Source organism: Microbacterium sp. LMI12-1-1.1, from assembly GCF_040676455.1.
Classification (GTDB): domain Bacteria; phylum Actinomycetota; class Actinomycetes; order Actinomycetales; family Microbacteriaceae; genus Microbacterium.
On sequence record NZ_JBEGIA010000016.1, the window covers coordinates 766,290 to 787,200 of the forward strand.

At 70.5% G+C, this 20,911-nt stretch carries 16 protein-coding genes; 2 read left to right on the forward strand and 14 right to left on the reverse strand.

Annotated features, from left to right (window positions below; genetic code table 11):
* The first annotated feature begins 6 nt into the window (after positions 1 to 6).
* The gene (ligD, locus tag MRBLMI12_RS21500; RefSeq protein WP_363358206.1) at positions 7 to 1,245 is read left to right on the forward strand and encodes a non-homologous end-joining DNA ligase; all 1,239 of its coding nucleotides are present in this window, start codon (positions 7 to 9) and stop codon (positions 1,243 to 1,245) included.
* Between the two features lie 432 nt (positions 1,246 to 1,677).
* Here the strand turns inward: ligD and MRBLMI12_RS21505 are convergent, their stop codons facing one another.
* The 13 genes from MRBLMI12_RS21505 to MRBLMI12_RS21565 form a co-directional block, all read right to left on the reverse strand.
* Positions 1,678 to 2,274 (reverse strand): ClpP family protease, encoded by a 597-nt coding sequence (locus MRBLMI12_RS21505; RefSeq protein ID WP_363358207.1) that lies wholly within the window; start codon positions 2,272 to 2,274, stop codon positions 1,678 to 1,680.
* Positions 2,271 to 2,915: a ClpP family protease gene (locus MRBLMI12_RS21510; RefSeq protein WP_363358208.1), complete on the reverse strand. Its 645-nt coding sequence runs from the start codon at positions 2,913 to 2,915 to the stop codon at positions 2,271 to 2,273. Before MRBLMI12_RS21510 ends, MRBLMI12_RS21505 begins: the two co-directional genes overlap by 4 nt.
* Before the next feature lie 129 nt (positions 2,916 to 3,044).
* Positions 3,045 to 3,626 carry a GNAT family N-acetyltransferase gene (locus MRBLMI12_RS21515; RefSeq protein WP_363358209.1) on the reverse strand — a complete coding sequence of 194 codons (582 nt, stop codon included), beginning with the start codon at positions 3,624 to 3,626 and terminating at the stop codon, positions 3,045 to 3,047.
* A gap of 52 nt (positions 3,627 to 3,678) precedes the next feature.
* Entirely contained in the window at positions 3,679 to 5,085 is a 1,407-nt protein-coding gene (locus MRBLMI12_RS21520) for a glycosyltransferase (RefSeq protein ID WP_363358210.1), read from the reverse strand.
* Positions 5,086 to 5,182: 97 nt separating this feature from the next.
* Positions 5,183 to 6,781 (reverse strand): glutamine-hydrolyzing GMP synthase, encoded by a 1,599-nt coding sequence (gene guaA, locus MRBLMI12_RS21525; RefSeq protein ID WP_363358211.1) that lies wholly within the window; start codon positions 6,779 to 6,781, stop codon positions 5,183 to 5,185.
* Complete coding sequence (locus MRBLMI12_RS21530) at positions 6,778 to 7,278, reverse strand: DUF3817 domain-containing protein (RefSeq protein WP_349426486.1); 501 nt, start codon at positions 7,276 to 7,278, stop codon at positions 6,778 to 6,780. Before MRBLMI12_RS21530 ends, guaA begins: the two co-directional genes overlap by 4 nt.
* A gap of 131 nt (positions 7,279 to 7,409) precedes the next feature.
* Complete coding sequence (locus MRBLMI12_RS21535; protein WP_363358212.1) at positions 7,410 to 10,655, reverse strand: metallophosphoesterase; 3,246 nt, start codon at positions 10,653 to 10,655, stop codon at positions 7,410 to 7,412.
* A gap of 3 nt (positions 10,656 to 10,658) precedes the next feature.
* Positions 10,659 to 12,590: a metallophosphoesterase family protein gene (locus MRBLMI12_RS21540; RefSeq protein ID WP_363358213.1), complete on the reverse strand. Its 1,932-nt coding sequence runs from the start codon at positions 12,588 to 12,590 to the stop codon at positions 10,659 to 10,661.
* Between the two features lie 309 nt (positions 12,591 to 12,899).
* Entirely contained in the window at positions 12,900 to 13,706 is an 807-nt protein-coding gene (locus tag MRBLMI12_RS21545; protein ID WP_363358252.1) for an SURF1 family protein, read from the reverse strand.
* A gap of 197 nt (positions 13,707 to 13,903) precedes the next feature.
* Positions 13,904 to 15,022 (reverse strand): GuaB3 family IMP dehydrogenase-related protein, encoded by a 1,119-nt coding sequence (locus tag MRBLMI12_RS21550; protein ID WP_331912089.1) that lies wholly within the window; start codon positions 15,020 to 15,022, stop codon positions 13,904 to 13,906.
* Between the two features lie 337 nt (positions 15,023 to 15,359).
* The gene (locus tag MRBLMI12_RS21555; RefSeq protein ID WP_363358214.1) at positions 15,360 to 17,048 is read right to left on the reverse strand and encodes an ABC-F family ATP-binding cassette domain-containing protein; all 1,689 of its coding nucleotides are present in this window, start codon (positions 17,046 to 17,048) and stop codon (positions 15,360 to 15,362) included.
* A gap of 318 nt (positions 17,049 to 17,366) precedes the next feature.
* Positions 17,367 to 17,651 (reverse strand): DUF2277 domain-containing protein, encoded by a 285-nt coding sequence (locus tag MRBLMI12_RS21560; RefSeq protein ID WP_349426483.1) that lies wholly within the window; start codon positions 17,649 to 17,651, stop codon positions 17,367 to 17,369.
* A gap of 158 nt (positions 17,652 to 17,809) precedes the next feature.
* Positions 17,810 to 18,466: a TetR/AcrR family transcriptional regulator gene (locus MRBLMI12_RS21565; RefSeq protein ID WP_363358215.1), complete on the reverse strand. Its 657-nt coding sequence runs from the start codon at positions 18,464 to 18,466 to the stop codon at positions 17,810 to 17,812.
* Positions 18,467 to 18,553: 87 nt separating this feature from the next.
* Here MRBLMI12_RS21565 and MRBLMI12_RS21570 point away from each other — a divergent pair, with 87 nt between their 5' ends.
* Entirely contained in the window at positions 18,554 to 20,062 is a 1,509-nt protein-coding gene (locus MRBLMI12_RS21570; RefSeq protein WP_363358216.1) for an MFS transporter, read from the forward strand.
* A 129-nt stretch (positions 20,063 to 20,191) separates the two neighbouring features.
* Here the strand turns inward: MRBLMI12_RS21570 and MRBLMI12_RS21575 are convergent, their stop codons facing one another.
* Positions 20,192 to 20,815, reverse strand: coding sequence for a TMEM175 family protein (locus tag MRBLMI12_RS21575; protein WP_349426480.1), 624 nt, complete (start codon positions 20,813 to 20,815; stop codon positions 20,192 to 20,194).
* Positions 20,816 to 20,911 lie beyond the last annotated feature (96 nt).

Genomic DNA, 20,911 nt, shown 5'->3' on the forward strand with positions numbered 1-20,911 from the left:
GGCCGGGTGACGCCCGCGAAGTCCGAAGCCGAGATCCTCGACATCGAGGGGCACGAGGTGCGCATCTCGAGTCCGGCCAAGATCGTCTTCCCCGCGCAGGGGATCACCAAGCTCGACATCGTCCGGTACTACCTCGCCGTGGCAGACGGCGCGCTCCGCGGAGCGGGCGGCCGGCCGATGGTTCTCAAGCGCTTCCCCAAGGGGATCGACGCCGAGCCGTTCTTCCAGAAGCGCGTCCCCGAGAACCACCCCGGCTTCATCGACACCGCGACCCTCCAGTACGCCCGGGGCACCTCCGCTGAAGAGGCCGTGATCCGGGATGCCGCCGGCCTGGCGTGGGTGATCAACCTCGGGTGCCTCGACCTCAACCCGCACCCCGTCCGTGCCGAGGATCTCGACCACCCCGACGAGCTGCGCATCGACCTCGACCCGATGCCGGGCGTGGACTGGTCGCAGATCGTCGACGTCGCCTTCGTCGCCCGCGAGGTGCTCGACGACGTGGGGCTCGTCGGCTGGCCGAAGACGAGCGGATCCCGCGGCATGCACATCCTGGTGCGCATCGCACCGCAGTGGGACTACAAGCAGGTGCGCACCGCGGCCGAGACGCTCGCGCGTGAGGTCGAGAACCGCGCGCCGGGCCTCGCGACCGCACGCTGGTGGAAGGAGGAGCGCGGCGAGAGCGTGTTCGTCGACTTCAACCAGAACGCCAAGGACCGCACGGTGGCGTCCGCCTACTCGATCCGTCCGCTGCCCGACGCGCGGGTGTCGACGCCGCTCGACTGGGACGAGGTGCGCGAGCGCCGTCCCGACGAGTTCACGGTGCTCACCGTTCCGCAGCGATTCGCCGATCTCGGCGATCCGCACGCAGGCATCGACGACGCCGTCGGCACCCTCGACGGACTGCTGCGCCTCGCCGACGAGCTCGGTCCTGGCGAGAAGCCCCCGCGCGCCGGTGACGGATCGGGTCGCCGCCAGTCCACGATGCCGCTCATCGAGATCGCCCGCACGAAGGCGAAGTCCGAGTCGATCGCCGCGCTCGACGAGTGGACCGCGCGGTACCCGGCGGTGGCCGCGCAGCTGCATCCCGCCGACGTGCTCATCGACGGGATGCGCGGCTCGAGCTCGCTCTGGTACCGCGTGCGCGTGAACCTGCAGCACGTCCCCGAGGCCGAGCGCCCGCCGCAGGAGGACCTGATCGCCGACTACGACCCGTGGGAGGGGAAGGTCTGGCCTGGCTCCCCATGACCGCCACCGGTCGTTGAGCGAGCGAGGAACGAGCGAGACGAAACGCGCGCCCGCCTCCCCCGGTCGTTGAGCGAGCGAGGAACGAGCGAGACGAAACGCGCCCCCTCGCTACCGGTCGTTGAGCGAGCGAGGAACGAGCGAGACGAAACGCGCCCGCCGCCGGTCGTTGAGCGAGCGAGGAACGAGCGAGACGAATCGCGCCCCCGCCTCCCCCGGTCGTTGAGCGAGCAGGAACGAGCGAGACGAAACGCGCGCCCGCCTCCCCCGGTCGTTGAGCGAGCGAGGAACGAGCGAGACGAACGCCCTGGAGGTCCCCGCGGACGCCGACGCGTTTCGTCTCGCTCCGCTCGCTCAACGACCGGATAAGCGCCGACCCGATCCGCTCGCTCAACGATCGGATCGGAAGGGCCCTGAACTTGCCGAAGGACGCCTTCAGCGACCCGGAACCCGCTCGAGCACCTGGTCGGCGAGACCGTAGGCGACGGCATCGGTCGCCGTGAAGACACGGTCGCGATCCGTGTCGACGCGCAGCTTGGCGGCATCCTGTCCGGTATGGCGCGCGAGGATCTCCTCGACCTCGCCGCGCACGCGCACGAGCTCGTCGGCCTGAAGGATCAGGTCGGGGATCGCACCCCTCCCCTGCCCCGCCGGCTGGTGCAGCACCACCCGCGCATGCGGCAGCACCGAGCGCTTGCCCGGCGCGCCGGCCGCCAGCATCACGGCGCCCACCCCGATGGCCTGCCCGACGACCGTGGTCGCGACATCGGGCCGCACGTGCTGCATCGTGTCGTACACCGCCAGCATCGCGGCGGGGTCACCGCCTTCGCAGTTGATGTAGAGCTGGATGTCGCGCTCGGGGCTGTCGGCGTCGAGGTGCAGCAGCTGTGCGATCAGGGCGTTCGCGACGCCGGCGTCGATGCCGGTGCCGAGGTAGACGACGCGCTCGGTCAGCAGCTGCGAGTAGACGTCCATGATGCGATCGCCGCGCGGGTGCTGCGCGACCACGTTGGGGATCGTGTACGCGCTCATGCCGCCACCTCCCTCGTCGCCGTGGCGTCTGCTCCCAAGCCGAGACCTGCGGGACGTCGCCGGCGGGGCACGACCTGGGCGAAGTCCTCGACGATCCCGTCGATGAACCCGTAGTCCTGCGCCTCGGCGGCCGTGTACCACCGGTCGTGCAGCGAGTCGTCGAAGATCCGCTCGATGCTCTGTCCGGTGTCCTGCGCGATGAGGCCGAGCACGGTGTCGCGCATGTGCCGCAGGTCATCGGCCTGCACCTCGACCTCGACGGCCGACCCGCCGATGCCGGCGGACCCCTGGTGCATGAGGATGCGCGCGTGGGGCAGCGCGCGCCGCTTGCCCGGGGCGCCGGCCGACAGCAGGAACTGCCCCGCGCTGCACGCGAGCCCCAGAGCCAGGGTCGCGACATCGTTCGGGATCAGGTTCATCACGTCGCGTATGGCGAGCATCGAGGGGACCGAGCCGCCCGGTGAATGGATCCAGAGGGCGATATCGGATGCCTCGTCCTCGGCCGCGAGCGCGAGCAGCTGCGTCGCGATCAGGGTGCCGTTGTCATCGTCGAGCGGACCGTCGAGCACGAGCACGCGCTGGTGGAACAGCTCGCGACGCGCCTCGGCCCCGAACTGGGGGATCTTGCCTTCGTCTGCCATGACCCCAGCCTGCGCGGCTGCGCGAGTGACGGCATCCGGTTCCGCTCGCGGCGGCTCTGCCCTGGGCGGATCGCCGCCACTTCGATCTCAGGCGTGGGGCTGCGCACCGCTTCCATCGAGTACGCGGGCTCAGGCGAGCCGATGCATCAGCGTGCGCGCGGAGGGGAGCGCCGCGACCGCCGCGAAGCCGTGCCGGTCGAACATGGCGACGGTGCCGGTGGAGAACCCCGCGGGCAGCTGGCCGCCGCGCCTCGAGGTGTCGATCGGGTACCCCTCGAGCGCGGTCGCTCCGCGCTCCACAGCGTGGGCCAGGGCCGCCGCCAGGAGCGCCGCGCCGACTCCCCCGCGGCGTCGCGCGGGCGGCACGAGGATGCAGTAGATCGCCCACACGCCCGGGTCGTCCGCCGCGTACAGGCTGTGAGAGCGTACGAGTCGGCTCGCCAGGACGTGCCGCACGCGCACGCGTGGCTCGACGCCGCACCAGCCGACGGCCGCGTCCCCGTCGAACGCGACCAGACCACGCGGCGGATCGAGGCTGCGCACCTGCTCGTGCAGCAGGTCTCGCCGCGACTGGCGCGTGGTGAGGCGCGCATCCGCATTCTCGAGGATGTGGAACTGGCACTGGCAGTTGCGCGACGACGCATCGGCCTGCATGACGGCGTCGACGGCATCCCATCCCGCCTCCGTCGCAGCGACCACCCGCACACCCATGGAGCGACGGTACCGCCGGCCCCCGACACCGCCGAACGTGTCGGAGCGCGGATCAGCCGGCCGGGGTGCGCCGCGAGGGTCGCTCGACCGCGGCGCGGAGCGCGCCGGCGAGTGCGGGGCGCACGGCGTCGGGTGTGAAGGCCGCCGCCGCGGCTCGCGCCCGCGACGACAGCTCGGCACGGCGGGCGTCGTCCTGCAGCAGAACGGTGATCGCGTCGGCGAACCCCTCGACGTCGCCGGGTGCGACGAGCAGCCCGGCGTCGCCGATCGCTTCGCGCGGGCCGTACCGCGCATCGAACGACACGACCGGCAGCCCGCGCGCGAGCGCTTCGGCGATCGACAGACCCTGCCCCTCGAACGCGGTCGAGGTGACGAAGAGCGCGGCGCGGTCGAAGATCGCGTCGCGGTCGGCGGTCGCTCCGTGGAGGGTGACGGATGCCCTCAGACCCAAGCCGTCGATGAGCGCCTGCAGTTCGTCCCGCAGCGGGCCCCCGCCGTAGATGTCCAGCCGCGCATCGGGTACGGCGGCGGTGACCCGCACCCACGCGCGGATCGCGAGGTCGACGCGCTTCTGCGGTGCCAGTCGGTTGAGCATCACGACCCGGTGCGGGTCGCGGGATGCCGCCACGGGAGGCTCCGCGCCGAGCTCGATCGTGTTCGGCACGACGTGGAAGTTGTCCGGGTCGCCGAAGCGCGCCGCCACCTCGTCGCGCTGCGCGGCGGTCGGCCACAGTACCGCGTCATAGCGGTCGAGCGTCGCGAGCCACCGCTGCCACATGCCGGTCACCGGCGCGTCGGGGTCGTCGTGGGGCGCCGGCAGGTGCGAGTTGTGGACGGTGTGCACGAGCCGGACTCGCGGGTCGTCCCACCCGGTCAGCGCCTCGCCGATCTGACGCGACTCGAAAATGACGACGAGCATCCGGTCGGGGTCCCCGGCGGCAGCGCGCCGCTCGTCGGCGATGTGCGTCAGCCACGCGATGTACAGGCTGCGGAACCCGCGCAGCACACGGTCGCCGCCCGGAGCATGCACGATGATCGCGGCATCCGAGAGATGCCATGTCGGGTCGTCCCGGAACACCGGCAGCGAGAGGATGCTCGTGCCGGTGGCGTCGGCCACCTCTCGGTACTCGACGCCCGGCCCGCGAGCGCCCTCTCCGGCCGGCTCCCCCGCCGAGAAGAGCCAGGCGGGATCCGCGGCGACGTCATCGAAGAGGTTCCGAGCCGAGGCTGTGCTGTCGAGCAGCCCGGCGTCGACGAACGCCTGCCGCTGTGCGGCGTGCACGTCGGGCGCCGCTCCGTCGACGCTCAGCTGCAGCGGGTCCGGCGCGCCGGCGGATGCCAGCAGCCGCAGGCGGGTCGGGACGGCGACGGCGAAGCCGCCGTCCAGCCCCAGCGCGACGCGGCTGCCGACCAGCACGTAGTCGGCATCGGGCAGCATGTCGTCGGGGGGCGGGGTCACCCATCCATCCTCCCGCACGTCTCCGAAACGCCGGCGCCCGGGCAGCCGGGAGAAAGCAGTGACGCCCCGGACCCGAAGGTCCGAGGCGCCCGCGGGATCACTCCCACTCGATGGTCCCCGGCGGCTTCGAAGTCACGTCGAGGACGACACGGTTGATCTCCCGCACCTCGTTGGTGATGCGGTTCGAGATCTTCGAGAGCACGTCGTAGGGCAGACGCGTCCAGTCCGCGGTCATCGCGTCTTCGGACGACACCGGACGCAGCACGATCGGGTGGCCGTAGGTGCGGCCGTCACCCTGCACGCCCACCGAGCGGACATCCGCCAGCAGCACGACGGGGCACTGCCAGATCTCGCCGTCGAGGCCGGCCTTGGTCAGCTCTTCGCGGGCGATGGCGTCGGCATCGCGCAGAATCTCGAGACGGTCAGCGGTGACCTCACCCACGATCCGGATGCCGAGGCCGGGGCCCGGAAACGGCTGGCGGGCGACGATCGCCTCGGGAAGGCCGAGCTCGCGGCCGATGGCGCGCACCTCGTCCTTGAACAGGGTGCGCAGCGGCTCGACGAGCTCGAACTGCAGGTCCTCGGGGAGGCCGCCGACGTTGTGGTGCGACTTGATGTTCGCGGTACCGGTGCCGCCGCCCGACTCGACGACGTCGGGGTAGAGCGTGCCCTGCACCAGGAACCGGATCGGCTCGCCGTCGGCCGCGGCCTCGGCGACGAGTTCGCGCTCTGCGGCCTCGAACGAGCGGATGAACTCGCGCCCGATGATCTTGCGCTTCTGCTCGGGGTCGCTGACGCCCTCGAGCGCGTTCAGGAACTGCTCGCGCGCGTCGATCGTGACGAGGCGCACGCCGGTCGAGGCGACGTAGTCGTTCTCGACCTGCTCGCGCTCGCCCTTGCGCAGCAGCCCGTGGTCGACGAAGATCGCGGTCAGCTGGTCGCCGACGGCCTCGTGGACGAGCGCGGTCGAGACCGCGGAATCCACGCCGCCCGAGAGGGCCGAGATCACGCGGCCCGAGCCGATCTGCGCGCGGATGCGCTCGACCTGCTCGGCGATGACGTTGCCGCTGTTCCAGTCAGCGGCGAGTCCCGCGGCCTTGTGCAGGAAGTTCTCGATGACGTTCTGCCCGTAGTCGGAGTGCTTCACCTCGGGGTGCCACTGCACGCCGTAGAGGCGGCGCTCGTCGCTGCCGAACGCGGCCACCGGGGTGGCGCTCGTCGAGGCGAGGACGTCGAAGCCCTCCGGCGCCTTGGCGACCTGGTCGCCGTGACTCATCCACACGTTCTGCTCGATCGGCTGGCCACCCAGCAGCACGCCGCCGTCGCCCGTGACCGCGGCATCCGTCGCCCCGTACTCGCGGAGCCCGGTGTGGGCGACCTCGCCGCCCAGCGCCTGCGCCATCACCTGGAATCCGTAGCAGATGCCGAGCGTCGGGAGCCCCAGGTCGAAGACGCCCGTGTCGAGCGCCGGTGCACCCTCTTCGTACACCGACGAGGGACCGCCCGACAGGATGATGCCGACCGGGTTCTTCGCGGCGATGTCGGCCGCGCTCACGGTGTGGGGGACGATCTCGCTGTAGACGCCCGCCTCGCGCACGCGACGTGCGATCAACTGCGCATACTGGGCGCCGAAGTCGACGACGAGAACGGGGCGCTGGGAGGTCTCGGTCCCTGTTTCTGAAAGGCTCTGAGTCAACGCTTGTTCTCCGTCGGGATCGCTTGAGTGAGGGACGAGTGCTCGGCGCGCGAGTGCAGTTCAGCAGCCTCGCGCTCGGACAGGTAGGTCTTCACGTCGCGCGCGACGCGCGCCTCCATGAAGAAGGACAGCAGCGGCACGATGCCGCCGGCGGCGAGCATTGCCAGGCGCCCGAGGTTCCAGCGCATGAGGCTCCACACGCGGAAGCACGAGATCAGGTAGACGACGTAGAACCAGCCGTGGGCGACGAGGATGCCGAGCGACAGGTTGAATCCGTCGCCTGTCGACTCGAGACCCGAGGCGGTCTCGACGACCGGCGCGAACCACAGGAACCCGCCGGAACCTCCCAGGAACAGCTCGTAGCCGACCGCGTACTTGGCGATCATCTCGGCCACCAGCAGGAGCAGCATCGTGCCCGTGATGATAGAGCAGACCTGGTAGAACCTCAGGGCTCCGCGTATCGCCGGAAAGGAAGCGAGCTTCGGGGCGCGGGGCATGATGCCAGTCTACCCGCGGGATTTCGCCCGGGAATCCGGCTCTGGACGCGTGCACGGCCCGCGCACCGTCGCCGGCGGAGACGAGGATCGCCCTCCCCCGCGCAGCGAGAGAGGACGATCCTCGGGGTGGGTCAGCCGGCGTCGGAGCGCGCGATCTTGATCACCCCCGCCGGGTACCGGTCACGGGCCGACACGTACATCGCGTGCGTGTCCGGGTCGATCGAGACGCCGTAGACCTTGTTGCCGAACGCATGCGCCGAGAGACGCTCCACCAGGGAGAGATCGCTCGCACGATAGACGGACACTCCAGAGTTGTCGAACGTGATGCTCTGGTGTCCGACCACCAGGGTGTCGTCCGCCGGGTCGACGGCGATCGAGCGGAAGTCGGCTCCGTCGATGTTCAGCGTGTCCAGGAGCGAGTAGTCCTCTCCGTCGTAGACGCGGATGCCCTGGGTCGAGCCGGTCGCGTCGCTGTTGCTCACGTAGATGCGATCGTTGGCCGCGTCATAGGCGACGCCGTGCGTGCGCCAGGCGCCGCCGTCCGCAGGCCCCTCGACCGTGCGGATGAGCTCACCGCTCGCGGCATCCCGGACGTCGAAGCCCGTGCCGCGCAGGGCACCGAACACCCGCCCACCGGTGGAGTCCACGTCCATGCCGCGCACCCCGCCCGAGAAGGCGAAGGGTCCTCTGACCTTCGCGCCGGTCTCGGCATCCATCACGACCCAGTTGTCGCCGAAGGCGACCGTCAGCTCGTTCGTCGCGGCGTCGAACGCGATGTCTCGCAACCCATCCTCGACCGGGTCGAGCGTGGGCGCCGCAAGGGTGCGCACGACCTCATCGGTCTCAGGATCGATGACGTGCACCCGCGCCGGACGCATCTCGTCGGCGAGGTACATCAGGCCCGTGGTGGGGTCGACCACCGAGCCGACCGGACGAATCTCGTCCGCTCCCTCGGGGGTCGCGGTCGGGATGGCCGTGAGCGCGGTCGCGGTGTAGGGCCCGTCCGACGGATCGGTGGGATCCACCGGGTCGACCGGGTCCACCGGGTCCACCGGCTCGCCGCTGTCGGTACGGATGCTGACCGTCACAGCCTTCGCGGCGAGTTCTTCTCCGGGCGGGTTGAGGCGGAAGTCGCGGTTGGCGACGAAGACGCGTTCGTGCGCCTCGTCCACGACGATGCCGTATCCGTCCTTGCCGAACTCCGGCCCGACCTGGTCCACCAGCAGCGCGCCCGACGCGAGCGAATGCACCGAGAACCCGCCACTGTCCGCCGCCGTACCGGTGTAACCCACGTAGAGCAGACCCCGCTCGCTGTCGATGTCGACCTGACGCGCACCCGCACGCACCTCCTTCTCCCACAGCAGACGGAACCCGTCGTTCGCCGCGAACGCCTGCAGATCAGGAGTACCCGCCACGCTCTGGAACTTGGTCGTCACGATCGTCCCCGTCGCCGGATCAGCCGCCACGTAGTATGCATCCGCCGTGCCGTTGATCACACCCAACGACTCACCCGTCGACGCCCGGAACACCTCGACACCGCGAGCCGGAACCGCGACATACACGTAGTCGTTCACCGGGTCCACATCGATCGACCGTTGCGACTCGATGATCGAGTAGGGTCCGCGCTTGATCTGACCGAAGTCCTCGTCCGCGATCGACACGACCACCCAGTTCCGGTTCTGCTGACCCACGTAGAGCAGCTTGTTCTGCTCATCGATCCCCAGATCACGGATGTTCTCCGGCAACGTCATCTCCCGCAGCACGGTGTCGGTGTCCGGATCGATCTCGAACACCTTCCGGCTGTTCTGGTCGCCCAGATACAGCACATCCCGACCCTCGTCATAGGCAACCCCCGCCGGCAGAGACGCAGTATGCGCCCCGCCCGCACTGTTCGGCATCACCGAGTCGAGGTGCGTGAGGTGCTCGTACGCGAAGTCGCCGACCGGGTCCACCGGGTCTACGGGATCCACCGGGTCCGGCGGGACCTCGCAACCCAGGCACGGCGAGGGGGTGCCGGGATCGATGACCTGCGGCTCGACGCCGTCGACGACGAGCTTCTGGCCATCCTTCTTGGTGATCGTGAACCCGTCGAGGAACGCGCCGTCGGCCGTCCGCGACTCGAAGCGCAGGGTGCCGTCGGCGATGTCGACGACCTGGTAGGTCTGCATCCCGGTCACGAGGCGTCGCAGGTGCGCGTCGTTCTCGTTCCAGTGCCGCGGTCCTGCCTCGTAGAACTTCGAGCCGACGCTCGACGACACGTACACCGGGCCGGTGTGGCTCAGTTCGGGGTCCGCGCCCGCGGGCAGGTTCTGCTCGTTCGCATCGAGGTTGCCGCGGCCGTACGCGTGGTCGTGCCCGGTGAGCACGAGGTCGACGTTGTGCTCCTCGAGGATCGGACCCCACGACTGGCGGATGCCGAGATTGTTGCGTCCCTCGTCGAGCGAGTACACGGGGTGGTGGAAGTACACGACCGCCCACTCCCCGGGGTTGTCCGCGAGCACGGTGTCGAGCCACTCCGCCTGCACGGCGAGGCCCTCGGTGTCGATGATGTTGCTGTTGAGCGACACGAAGCGCACGCCCTGGTGATCGGTGTAGTACACCGATCCGTCCAGCTCGTCGTAGACGTCCCCCTCGCCCTCGGGGCCGTTGTCGGGATACGTGAACTGGTTCTGCCACTGTTCCGAGAGACCGCCCTCGTACTCATGGTTGCCGGGCGTCGTCAGGAACTGCTGCGTGCCGAGCGTGTACGAGAAAGCGTCATCGAGCTGCCCCCATTGGGCATCCGACTCCGCGTCGTTGACCAGATCGCCGATCTGCAGCACGAGGTCGGCGTTGGGACGATCGCGGAACGCGTTGCGCACGACGCGGGACGCATCGGAGTGGATGCCGGTCTGCACGTCGCCGAGGTAGATGAACGAGAATCGCTCATCGCCCGCGGACGCGGTCTCGAAATCCTGCCACTCGCTGAAGTTCGTGCCGTCGCCGACGCGGTACATGTAGGCCACGCCCGGCTGCAGGCCGGTGATCTTCGCGGTATGCACCGCCTGGGTGTACCCGAGATCGGTCTTCTGCTCGACGCGGTCCTGCGACGTCAGCTTCTGTACCCCGCTCGGATAGGGCGTGGGTGTCAGCGAGCGGTACTCGACGACGCCCTCCCCGACCGACGTGGACGAGCGCCACGAGATCACCTGCTGCGTCGTCGGGTCCTCGCCCGGGGTGAGGGTGATCCGGTCGGGGATGCCCCGCGGTGCATACCGCTGGGTGTCGGGGACGGATGCCGCGTTCGCGGGGCTCGCGACGAGTACGGCACCCGTCACGGCCACGGCGAGAGCGATGCTCCCGGCGATCAGCCGCTGAGGTGTGCGATGACGAGCCATCGGTCAGGCTGCCTTTCGGTTTCGGAGCAGGGTTCGGGTGACGAGGACGCCGCCGCCGAGCGCGAGGAGCGCACCGACGGAGATGAGCGCGACGGGAAGCTCGCCGCCGGTGGCCGGCAGAGCGCCGGCGGAGGCACCGGGGGAACGGGTGACGATGATGTCGACGCTCGCGCTGCGGCCCGACTCGAGACCGCGCACGACGATCGAGTGCTCACCCGCCGTCGCATCCTGCGGGATGGTCACCGTGGCGTTCACGGAACCGGCGTCGGTCGCAGTGGACAGTGCCAGCGTGACGGGAGTCGAGTGCAGCTCGATCGCGACGCGTTCCCCGGCGAGGAAGCCCGTGGCATCGATGGTGAGCTGCCCGCCGGGGGCGACCGAGGTGTCACTGAGGGTCAGGACGGGCTCGTCGGTTGCGGGATCGGTCGGGTCCACCGGGTCCACCGGGTCCGTCGGGTCCACAGGGTCCACCGGGTCGACCGGGTCGACCGGATCGACCGGATCGACCGGGTCCACCGGCAACGCCGGCGGTTCGACACCCTCTCGGGTCGAACCGGGTCCGCCCGCCCATGCCTCGGCATCCGTCACGATCTTTCCATCGGCATCCTTCGTGATCGTGAAGGCGTCGAACAGTGCGCCGTCGACGGTGCGCGCCTCGACGTGCATGCGCCCGTCTTCGGTCACGTCGACCGTCTGGAAGAGCTGGATGTCGCGGCCGACGACACGCAGATTCGCGTCGTTCGCCGTCCAGTTGTTGGACCCCTCGGGGTCGGGGACGTACATCTTCGGCCCGGCGACGCTCACGAGATAGACGGGACCGGCGTGGCTGGTCGCGGCATCCACGCCCTCGGGCAGGTTCTGCTCGTTCGCAATCAGGTTCCCGCGGCCATACGCATGATCGTGGCCCTGCACGACGAGGTCGACGTCGTACTTCTCGAAGACCGGGAGCCACGACTCGCGCAGCGTCGCGTTGTCGCGACCGCTCGTGACCGAGAAGACCGGGTGGTGGAACGACACCACCGTCCAGTCGTTGGGGTTGTCGGCGAGGATGCCCTCGAGCCACTCCGTCTGCGCGGCGCGTGAGTCGGCGTTGAAGCCCTGCGTCGAATCGAGGCTGATGAAGCGCACGCCCTGGTAGTCGACGTAGTAGACCGTCTCGGTGAGCGAGTCCTGGCCTTCGGGGCCGTTGCGGGGGTACTCGAACTGAGCACCCCAATACTGGGAGAGGTCGGGGCCGGGGTAGTACTCGTGGTTACCGGTCGAGGCGATCACATTGAGGTACTGGTTCGCGAACGCGGCGGCCTCGTGCCACTCGCCCCACTCCGCGTCGCTCGTCTCGGTATCGATGAGATCACCGGCGTGGACGACGGCGCGCGCGTAGGGGCGCGCCTCGAACGCGGCGCGGAAAGCGCGCGACGTGTAGGCCTTGTTGTCGTTCTGGGCGTCGCCCTGCACGAGGAAGCTGAAGCCGCCGACCTGATCGGTCGCCGTGGTGAACTCGAGCCACTCGCTCCACGTCTCGCCGTCTCCGACGCGATAGACGTAGACCGTGCCGGGCTCCAGGCCCTGGATGGTGGCCGAATGATGCGCCACCGGGTAGCCGAGGTTGGCGTCGAACTGCACGCTGCTCGCTGCGGCGAGCGTCTGTGCGCCGGTGACCAAGCTGGGACCGCTGAGCGCCCACTGCACCTGAGGCGCGGTGACAGCATCGGACGTGCGCCACGTCACGGACTGGCTCGTCGTCGGCGACACGGTCGGCGTGAGGATCACGCGATCGGGGACGGCGGTGGGTTTGTGGATGGTGACGGGGTCGACGGCGGGCGGAGCGAGGCCACCGCCGGCGGCGACCGCGACCCCTCCCGCCATGCTGCTCAGACCGATGGTCGCGGCAAGGAAACCTGCCGTGATCAATGCGGGACGGCCGATTCGGGGCACGCGGGATCACCTCTCGAGAGAGCCGCTTCGGGTGCGACTCGGTCAGCGCACGTGGCGCGGGCCCGCCAGTGCGGCGAGCCCGAGGAAGAGTCTGTCGACGGATCCGGGGCGGATCAGCGGGTTCTCCGGGACTTCGCCGACTGTTCAGTCCGTGTGCGGAAGTTACCCCGCGCGACCTGCTCCGGAGCAGCGGGCGACTGCTCTCGGACGGCATGCGGACATCATCCGTTCACACTGATCTGAACACGATTCAGGTGAATGGAGTTTCGCGCCTGGGTCCAACAAGTCCGACCCGTCGGACGAGTCGGATCAGGACCCCGACGGCTCCGGCTCGTCGCCCGGCTCGCGACGGGCGTCCTCGAAGTCCTCGAGCTCCTTCTCCCAGGCATCCTTCGCCAGGCGATACCAGAGGTAGAAAGCGAAACCGGCGAAGACGGCCCACTCGAGCGCGTAGAAGATGTTGAGCCAGTTCACGCTCGACCCGTCCGCCGGTGCCGGGGAGGAGATCGCGGCGAGGCCGGCGACGGCATCCTCGGCGGCCAGGTACGGGCGGTACACGAACAGCCCCGAGACGTCGTGCCATTGCCCCAGCAGGGCGGCCGGCGACATCCGTGTCAGCGTCTGCGGATCGGCGCCGCGCGGCGGCAGCACCGGTCCCTCGTCCGAGATCAGGCGTCCCGTCAGCTCGACGGTGTCGCCCGCCGCCGCCTCGGCCTCGAGCTTCTCGATGGCCGCACGGGCGTCGTCCTCGGTGGCGGCCCACCCCAGGGCCACCGCGACGGAGGTGGGGGCGGAGGTCTCGGTGCGGGTCGGGTCGAGGCGCAGCTGACCGGTGACCCAGTAGCCCTCGACGCCGTCGTTGAACCGGGACTGCACGATGACGAAGTCCTCGGGCACCCACCTGCCGGCGGTCTCGACCCGCTGACCCACGAGCGGCTCGGGGAGGTATTCGCCCGGCGCTGCGACGTCGGCGAGCTCCTGCACCTCTTCGGTCGCGCCGGGCGGCAGCGGATTCGTCTGCACCGCTCGACCCAGCTGCCACTGCCCGAGCCAGGCGAACACGGCTGCGACGACGAGGCACAGCAGCAGCATCCCGATCCATCGTGGGCGCAGCATCACCTCGCGCAGCGTCGGCGGGAACTCCTCGACCGGCTCGTCTGCATCCGGTCGTTGAGCGGAGGGCGCTCCAGCGCCCGCAGACGAAACGCGCCCGTTCGTCGGATGCTCCGGCACGGAGTCGTCGGTGCCACCGAGGCGTTTCGTCTCGCTCGTTCCTCGCTCACTCAACGACCGGGAGTCGTCGTCGGGGTCACTCATCCTGCGGCGTACGGCGCGACGACGACCTCGACGCGCTGGAACTCCTTGAGGTCGGAGTATCCGGTCGTGGCCATCGACTTGCGCAGCGCCCCGATGAGGTTCGCGGTGCCGTCGGCGACCGGAGCCGGCCCGTACAGGACCTCCTCCAGCGAGGCGACCTGGTCGACCTTCACCCGACGCCCGCGGGGCAGCTTGGCGTGGTGCGCCTCAGGGCCCCAATGGAAGCCCCGGCCCGGCGCATCCGTGGCGCGCGCGAGCGCGACGCCGAGCATGACGGCATCCGCACCCATCGCGATCGCCTTGACGATGTCGCCCGACGTGCCCACACCGCCGTCCGCGATGACGTGCACGTAGCGTCCGCCCGACTCGTCGAGGTAGTCGCGACGCGCGCCGGCGACATCGGCGACCGCGGTGGCCATGGGGGCGTGCAGACCCAGGGTGGCGCGCGTGGTCGACGCCGCTCCCCCGCCGAACCCGACCAGCACGCCGGCGGCGCCGGTGCGCATCAGGTGCAGCGCGGCCGTGTAGGTGGACGCCCCGCCGACGATGACGGGCACATCGAGGTCGTAGATGAACTTCTTGAGGTTGAGCGGCTGATCGACGCTCGACACGTGCTCGGCCGACACCGTCGTGCCGCGGATGACGAACAGGTCGACGCCGGCGGCGACGACCGTCTCATACAGCTCCTGCGTGCGCTGCGGCGTGAGCGCGCCGGCCACGGTCACGCCGGCGGCTCGGATCTCGGCCAGGCGGTCGCGCACGAGCTCGGGCTTGATCGGCTCGGCGTACAGCTCCTGCATGCGGCGGGTCGCAGCGGTCTTGTCGAGCCCGGCGATCTCGGCCAGCAGCGGCTCGGGGTCGTCGTAGCGCGTCCAGAGGCCTTCGAGGTCGAGCACGCCGAGGCCGCCGAGCTGGCCCAGCATGATCGCCGTGCGCGGGCTGACGACCGAATCCATGGGTGCGCCCAGCACCGGGATGTCGAAGCTGAATGCGTCGATCGTCCACGTGGTCGAGACGTCCTCGGGGTTGCGCGTGCGCCGCGAGGGCACCACCGCGATGTCGTCGAACGTGTAGGCGCGACGCGCGCGCTTGGCCCGGCCGAGCTCGATGTCCATGCTCACCCGACCAGCCTACCCGGCGGGGTTGTCGCGGCCGGATCCCGCCGGGCGCACGCGGTCTTCCCGGGTTTGGGGCGCACCGCGTGCGTCCGGGGCGCACGGGATCCCCGGGCGCACCCGGTGCTTTCGCGGGTTTGGGGCGCACCGCGTATGTCCGGGGCGCACGGATCCCCGGGCGCACCCGGTGCTTCGCGGGTTTGGGGCGTCCCGCGTGCGTTTGGGGCGTACGCGGTGCGCCCCAAACGGACGTGATGCGCCCCAAACCCCGACAGAGGTGAGGACGGGGCGGGGACGGGGCGGGGACGGATGCCGCGGGCCGCGGCATCCGTCATCCCTAGCGCGCCCGCGCGACGCGGGTCTCGTCCCAGACCGGCTCGCCGGACTCGAACACCCGGCCGTCGGAGCCGAACACCAGGAAGCGGTCGAAGGACTTCGCCAGCCACCGGTCGTGCGTGACGGCGAGCACGGTCCCCTCGAAGCGGGCGAGGGCGTCCTGCAGCGCCTCGGCAGAGACGAGGTCGAGGTTGTCGGTCGGCTCGTCCAGGAGCAGCAGCGTCGCGCCCGAGAGCTCGAGCAGCAGGATCTGGAACCGCGCCTGCTGGCCGCCCGACAGGCTGTCGAACGTCTGCTCGGCCTGGCCGACGAGGCCGTAGCGGTCGAGCGCGCTGCTCGCCGCCTCGCGCGGAAGCCCCGCTCGTGCGTCCTCGCCGCGGTGCAGGATGTCGAGCAGCGTCCTGCCGTCGAACTCGGGGTGGCGGTGGGTCTGCGCGAACCAGCCGGGGACGACGCGCGCGCCGAGGATCGCCCGTCCGGTGTGCGCGACCGGATCCAGCGCCGCACCCGTCGTGGTCAGGTGGCCGAGCCGACCGTCGGGATCGGTGCCGCCGCGTGCGAGCAGCCGCAGGAAGTGCGACTTGCCCGAGCCGTTCGACCCCAGCACCGCGACCCGGTCGCCGAACCACACCTCGACGTCGAAGGGCCGCATCAGGCCGGTGAGCTCGAGCTGCTCGGCGACGACCGCGCGCCGCCCGGTGCGCGCACCGCGCAGGCGCACATCGAGGTCCTGCTCCCTCGGCCGCTCCTGCGGCGGGCCCGCCTCCTCGAATTTGCGCAGTCGCGTCTGGGCGGCGCGGTAGCGCGACGTGAACGTGTCGTTCGCGGTGGCCTTCACCTTGAGCGTCGCGACGAGCTCCTTGAGCTTGACGTGCTGCTCGTCCCAGCGCCGCCGCAGCTCGTCGAGTCGCGCCATGCGGTCGTCGCGAGCACGGTGATACGTGCCGAAGCCGCCGCCGTGCACCCACGCGGTGCTGCCCGCGCCGCCGACCTCGAGCGTCACGATGCGGTCGGCGGCGCGGGCCAGCAGCTCGCGGTCGTGCGAGACGAGCAGCACGGTCTTCTGGGTCTCGCGCAGGCGCTCCTCCAGCCACCGCTTGCCGGGCACGTCGAGGTAGTTGTCGGGCTCGTCCAGCAGCAGCACCTGGTCGGGTCCGCGCAGCAGCGCCTCGAGCGCGAGCCGCTTCTGCTCGCCGCCCGACAGCGTCGTCAGCTCGCGGAACCGGGCACGCGAGAACGGGATGCCGAGTGCCGCCGTCGTGCAGGTGTCCCAGACGGTCTCGTACTCGTAGCCGCCCGCCTCGGCGTAGTCGGCGAGCGCTCCGGCGTACCGCATCTGCGTGTCGAGGTCGTCGCGCTCGATGATGGCCGCCTCCGCGTCCTCCAGCTCGCGTGCGGCGCGGCGCACGCGATCGGGTGCGACGGTGATCAGCAGATCGTGGACGGTCTGCCCGGGCCCACCGTGGCCCACGAACTGGTCCATGACGCCGAGGCCGCCGTCGATCTGCACGACGCCGCCGTGCGCCGGGATCTCGTCGCGGATGATCCGCAGCAGGGTGGTCTTGCCGGCCCCGTTCTGCCCGATCAGCGCGGTCGTCGATCCCTCGCCGACGCGGAACGAGACCTCGTCCAGGAGCGGCCGTCCGTCAGGCAGCGCATACGAGACGGCGGCGATGTCGATGTAGCCCACGGTGTTTCCCTGTCTGCTCCGGTGCGGCACTTGCGCTGAGCGAGGGACGAGTCCAAGCGTCCGTCGCCGATCAGGGAGCCGACCAGACTATCCCAACCCGAGCACTCGCGTGGTCGAGGGCGCGTTTCGTCTCGCTCGTCCCTCGCTCGCTCAACGACCGGGACCGGAGCGATCGAGACGCGACGGCGATCCCGACGCCGGCCACGGTCGTTGAGCGAGGGAGCGCAGCGACCGAGACGAAACGCCTCGAGCCGACGGGCCGCGCCGGGTAGGGCGCGTTTCGTCTCGCTCGTTCCTCGCTCGCTCGACGACCGGGGCTCAGGCGGCCGGCGCGGCGTACCGGCCGGACTTGATCGCCCGCTCGCGCGCCTTCGCCGCCTCGACCTCGCGGTTCTTCGGCGGCGCCGTCGCGACGAGGTCGTCGAGGAGGTGCTGCGTGAGGTGGGCGATCTCGTGGACGGCGCGATCGAACGCCTCCTGGTTCGCCTTCGAGGGCTTCGTGGTGCCCGCGATCTTGCGCACGTACTGGAGGGCGGCCGCGTGCACCTCGTCGGAGCTCGCCGCCGGCTCGAAGTTGTGGAGCGTGTGGATGTTCCGGCACATGCCCCCGACGATACGCCGCGCCTCCGACGGTGGCCAAGGGGCGGCATCCTTCGATGAACCGGCGTCGGGATCGCACCGCCTCGCCGAGATCCGCGCGCGCGAACGACATGCGCTCTCGACGAGATCACACGACCTCGAGGATGCCGCGACCCGGCGCGCTACCAGCGCTCGTCGCCCCGAGGGAGGACGTCGAGCACGTGCGGCAGCTCGCTCGGGAAGCAGGAGCGGAAGAGCTCGGTGATCTGCGGGTCCGACCCGTAGTCGTCGACGATGCGCAGCCCGATCATCGTGCTGATCAGCATGCCCTCGGCCATGAAGGCGCGGGCCTCGTCGGCGTCGAGCCCCATCTCCTCGCGGAAGAACCGCCACACCGCCGCGAACCCGCGGCGCGCGGCGGCGCCGATCACCGGGTTGCTCCCCAGGAGGTAGGCGTGCGCGAGGGTCTGGTGCAGGCCCCGCACCTCGATGAGGTCGACGTAGGCCTGTCCGATGCGCTTGGCGGCGGGGAGGTCTTCGCCCTCGTCGGCGGCGAGCGCGGCGCGGAACGCTGCGAGCAGCCGTGTCAGGGAGTCCTCGATCGTCGCGAGGAACAGGTTCTCCTTGGAGCCGAACAGCCGCACCACGTACGGCTGGCTGACTCCCGCGGCGCGGGCGACCTCGTCGGTCGTCGCGCCCTCGTACCCGCGGGTGCCGAAGACGGCGAGCGCGGCCACCAGGATCTGCCGGCGCCGCTCGTCGGAGGACAGGCGCTTGCCGGTCTCGACCGGCTCGTCGAGGGCGGTGGCACCGCTGCCATCCCGCTGCACAGAAGTCATGCTCCGAGGTTATCAGCGAATGACTTGACTTTGTAATCAGTCGATTACTACATTGTGGTAATCATTCGATTACAACCGGAGATCCTCATGACCGACACCTCCCTCGCCCCGCGGACGCGGCGGCGACCGCGCCCGTTCGCGCTCGTGCTGGCCGCGGCATCCCTCCCGATGTTCATGGCCACGCTCGACAACCTCGTCATGACCAACGCTCTGCCCGTCCTGCACAGCGAGATGGGGGCGAGCGTCGAGGAGCTGCAGTGGTTCGTGAACGCGTACACGCTCGCGTTCGCCGGCACGATCCTCATCGCCTCGGCACTCGGCGACCGCTTCGGCCGCCGGACGCTGTTCGCCATCGGCATCGCCGTCTTCGGCGCCGGGTCGGTGCTCGCCGCGCTCAGCACCGACCCCGGGCAGCTCATCGCCGCCCGCGCCGTGCAGGGCCTCGGGGCGGCGGGCGTCATGCCGCTCTCGCTGGCCCTGCTGAGCGGCGCCGTCCCGCCCGCGCGGCGCGCCCTCGCGATCGGCATCTGGGGCGGCGTCTCGGGCCTCGGCGTCGCCGTCGGGCCCCTCGTCGGCGGCGCCATCATGGAGGGCTGGAACTGGCAGGCGATCTTCTGGATCAACGTGCCCGTCGCCCTCATCGCGATTCCGCTCGCGCTGGTCGTGCTCACCAACGACTTCGGCGCCCGCGCCCGCATCGACGTACCCGGAGCCGTGCTCGCGGCGGCGGGCGTGCTGGCCCTCGTCCACGCGATCGTGCGCGGCAATGACGACGGCTGGGACTCCCCCGGCGTCATCGTCGAGATCGTCGTCGGCGCGCTCCTGATCGCCGCGTTCCTGGGGTGGCAGATGCGGGCGAAGGCCCCGCTCATGCCGCTGCGGCTGTTCCGCGACCGATCGTTCTCGATCACGAACATCGTCGGCTTCGCGTTCAGCTTCGGCACCTTCGGCTCGGTGTTCATCCTCATCCAGTACCTCCAGGTCGTGCAGGGCTCCACCCCGCTCGAGGCCGCGGTGCAGACCACGCCGTGGACGCTCGCGCCGATGGTCGTGGCGCCGATCGCCGGCATCCTGGCCCCCCGCGTGGGTACGCGGCTGCTGCTGGTGCTGGGCCTCGCCCTGCAGGGTGCCGCGCTCACCTGGATCGCGGCGATCATGTCGACCGACCTCGACTACCCGGCGCTCATCGTCCCGTTCGTGATGGCCGGGGTCGGCATGGCGCTCGTGTTCGCCCCGTCCGCCACCGCCCTGCTCGCCACGCTGGGGCTCATCGACCACGCGAAGGCGTCCGGCGTGAACTCCACCGTCCGCGAACTGGGCGTCGCCCTCGGCACCGCCGTGATGACCGCGATCTTCGTGAGCGCCGGCGGCGAGCTCATGCCCGATCTGTACGTCGACGCGGCGCGTCCGGCCGTGTTCACGGGTGCGGCGGTGCTGCTCGCGGCAACGGTCGTGGCGCTGTGGCTCCCGTCGGGCAGGGCAACGGATGCCGCAGCCACCGCCGCGACCGCCGGCGCCGATGCCGCCCCCGCTGGTGCCGAGCCTTTCGCGCCGACGGGTGCCGGCTCCCCAGAGCCCGTGGGCATCGCGCGCTGACCCCGCGCGCCCGTCCACATCGTGTGCTCTCGCCGAAACCACATGCTCCCCGCGTCGCGGACATGTGCGCTCGGCGAGAGCGCATGACCTCGTCCGCGGCAGCGCGCCCGACCGAGGGCGTCCGCCCGCTCAGTCGCCCTTGCCGCGCAGCAGCCGGGTGAACGGCCCGTCGAGCAGGAACAGCAGGAACGCGGCCGACCCGATCCACGGCGACGCGACGACGACCAGCCCGCCGATCACCACCGCGCTGAGCGAGCCGCGCCCATAGGCAGCGGCATCCGCGGCGCTCATGTCGGGCAGCATGACCTCACGATGGCGGACCGCCCACTGCCACTGCACCCAGCTGAAGAGGATCGCAAGGAAGAACGTGACCGGCATCGCGAGGCGACCAGCGTAGTACGCCTCGTACTCGGTCATCAGCCGCGTCGCGAACGGCACGAGCACGATGAACAGCAGGCGCCCGTTGTTGAGCCAGAGCATCACGGAGTCGACCCGCGCGATGTGCTCGAACTGCCGCACATGGACCATCCAGAGGAGGCACAGCAGCGCGAAGCTGATCGCGAAGTTGATGAACAGCTCGTACATGCCGCCCAGGGCGGCCCACATCTGAGTGTCGGAATCGACCTCGCCCAGCGAGTTCGACGTGAGGTCGAGCACCAGGAGCGTCGCCGCGATCGCGAACACGCCGTCGGTGAACGCCTCGAGGCGCGTGGTGCGCTGTGTCGCCGCAGGATGCTGCCGCTGCCTGATCATGGCGCCAGGGTAGCGACACACGGCCACGCCGATGGGGATGCCGGCCGTCATACTCCGACTCCCTGCCGATCGTTCACGCGCGCTGCGCGAGGATGG

Excerpts from the sequence above, each read along its gene's own strand:
- MRBLMI12_RS21505 (WP_363358207.1), bottom strand. The coding sequence starts at position 2,274 with ATGAGCGCGTACACGATCCCCAACGTGGTCGCGCAGCACCCGCGCGGC.
- MRBLMI12_RS21560 (WP_349426483.1), bottom strand. The coding sequence starts at position 17,651 with ATGTGCCGGAACATCCACACGCTCCACAACTTCGAGCCGGCGGCGAGC.
- MRBLMI12_RS21515 (WP_363358209.1), bottom strand. The coding sequence starts at position 3,626 with ATGGGTGTGCGGGTGGTCGCTGCGACGGAGGCGGGATGGGATGCCGTC.
- MRBLMI12_RS21535 (WP_363358212.1), bottom strand. The coding sequence starts at position 10,655 with ATGGCTCGTCATCGCACACCTCAGCGGCTGATCGCCGGGAGCATCGCT.
- MRBLMI12_RS21510 (WP_363358208.1), bottom strand. The coding sequence starts at position 2,915 with ATGGCAGACGAAGGCAAGATCCCCCAGTTCGGGGCCGAGGCGCGTCGC.
- MRBLMI12_RS21545 (WP_363358252.1), bottom strand. The coding sequence starts at position 13,706 with ATGCTGCGCCCACGATGGATCGGGATGCTGCTGCTGTGCCTCGTCGTC.
- MRBLMI12_RS21570 (WP_363358216.1), top strand. The coding sequence starts at position 18,554 with ATGACCGACACCTCCCTCGCCCCGCGGACGCGGCGGCGACCGCGCCCG.
- MRBLMI12_RS21565 (WP_363358215.1), bottom strand. The coding sequence starts at position 18,466 with ATGACTTCTGTGCAGCGGGATGGCAGCGGTGCCACCGCCCTCGACGAG.
- MRBLMI12_RS21530 (WP_349426486.1), bottom strand. The coding sequence starts at position 7,278 with ATGCCCCGCGCCCCGAAGCTCGCTTCCTTTCCGGCGATACGCGGAGCC.
- MRBLMI12_RS21575 (WP_349426480.1), bottom strand. The coding sequence starts at position 20,815 with ATGATCAGGCAGCGGCAGCATCCTGCGGCGACACAGCGCACCACGCGC.
- MRBLMI12_RS21550 (WP_331912089.1), bottom strand. The coding sequence starts at position 15,022 with ATGGACATCGAGCTCGGCCGGGCCAAGCGCGCGCGTCGCGCCTACACG.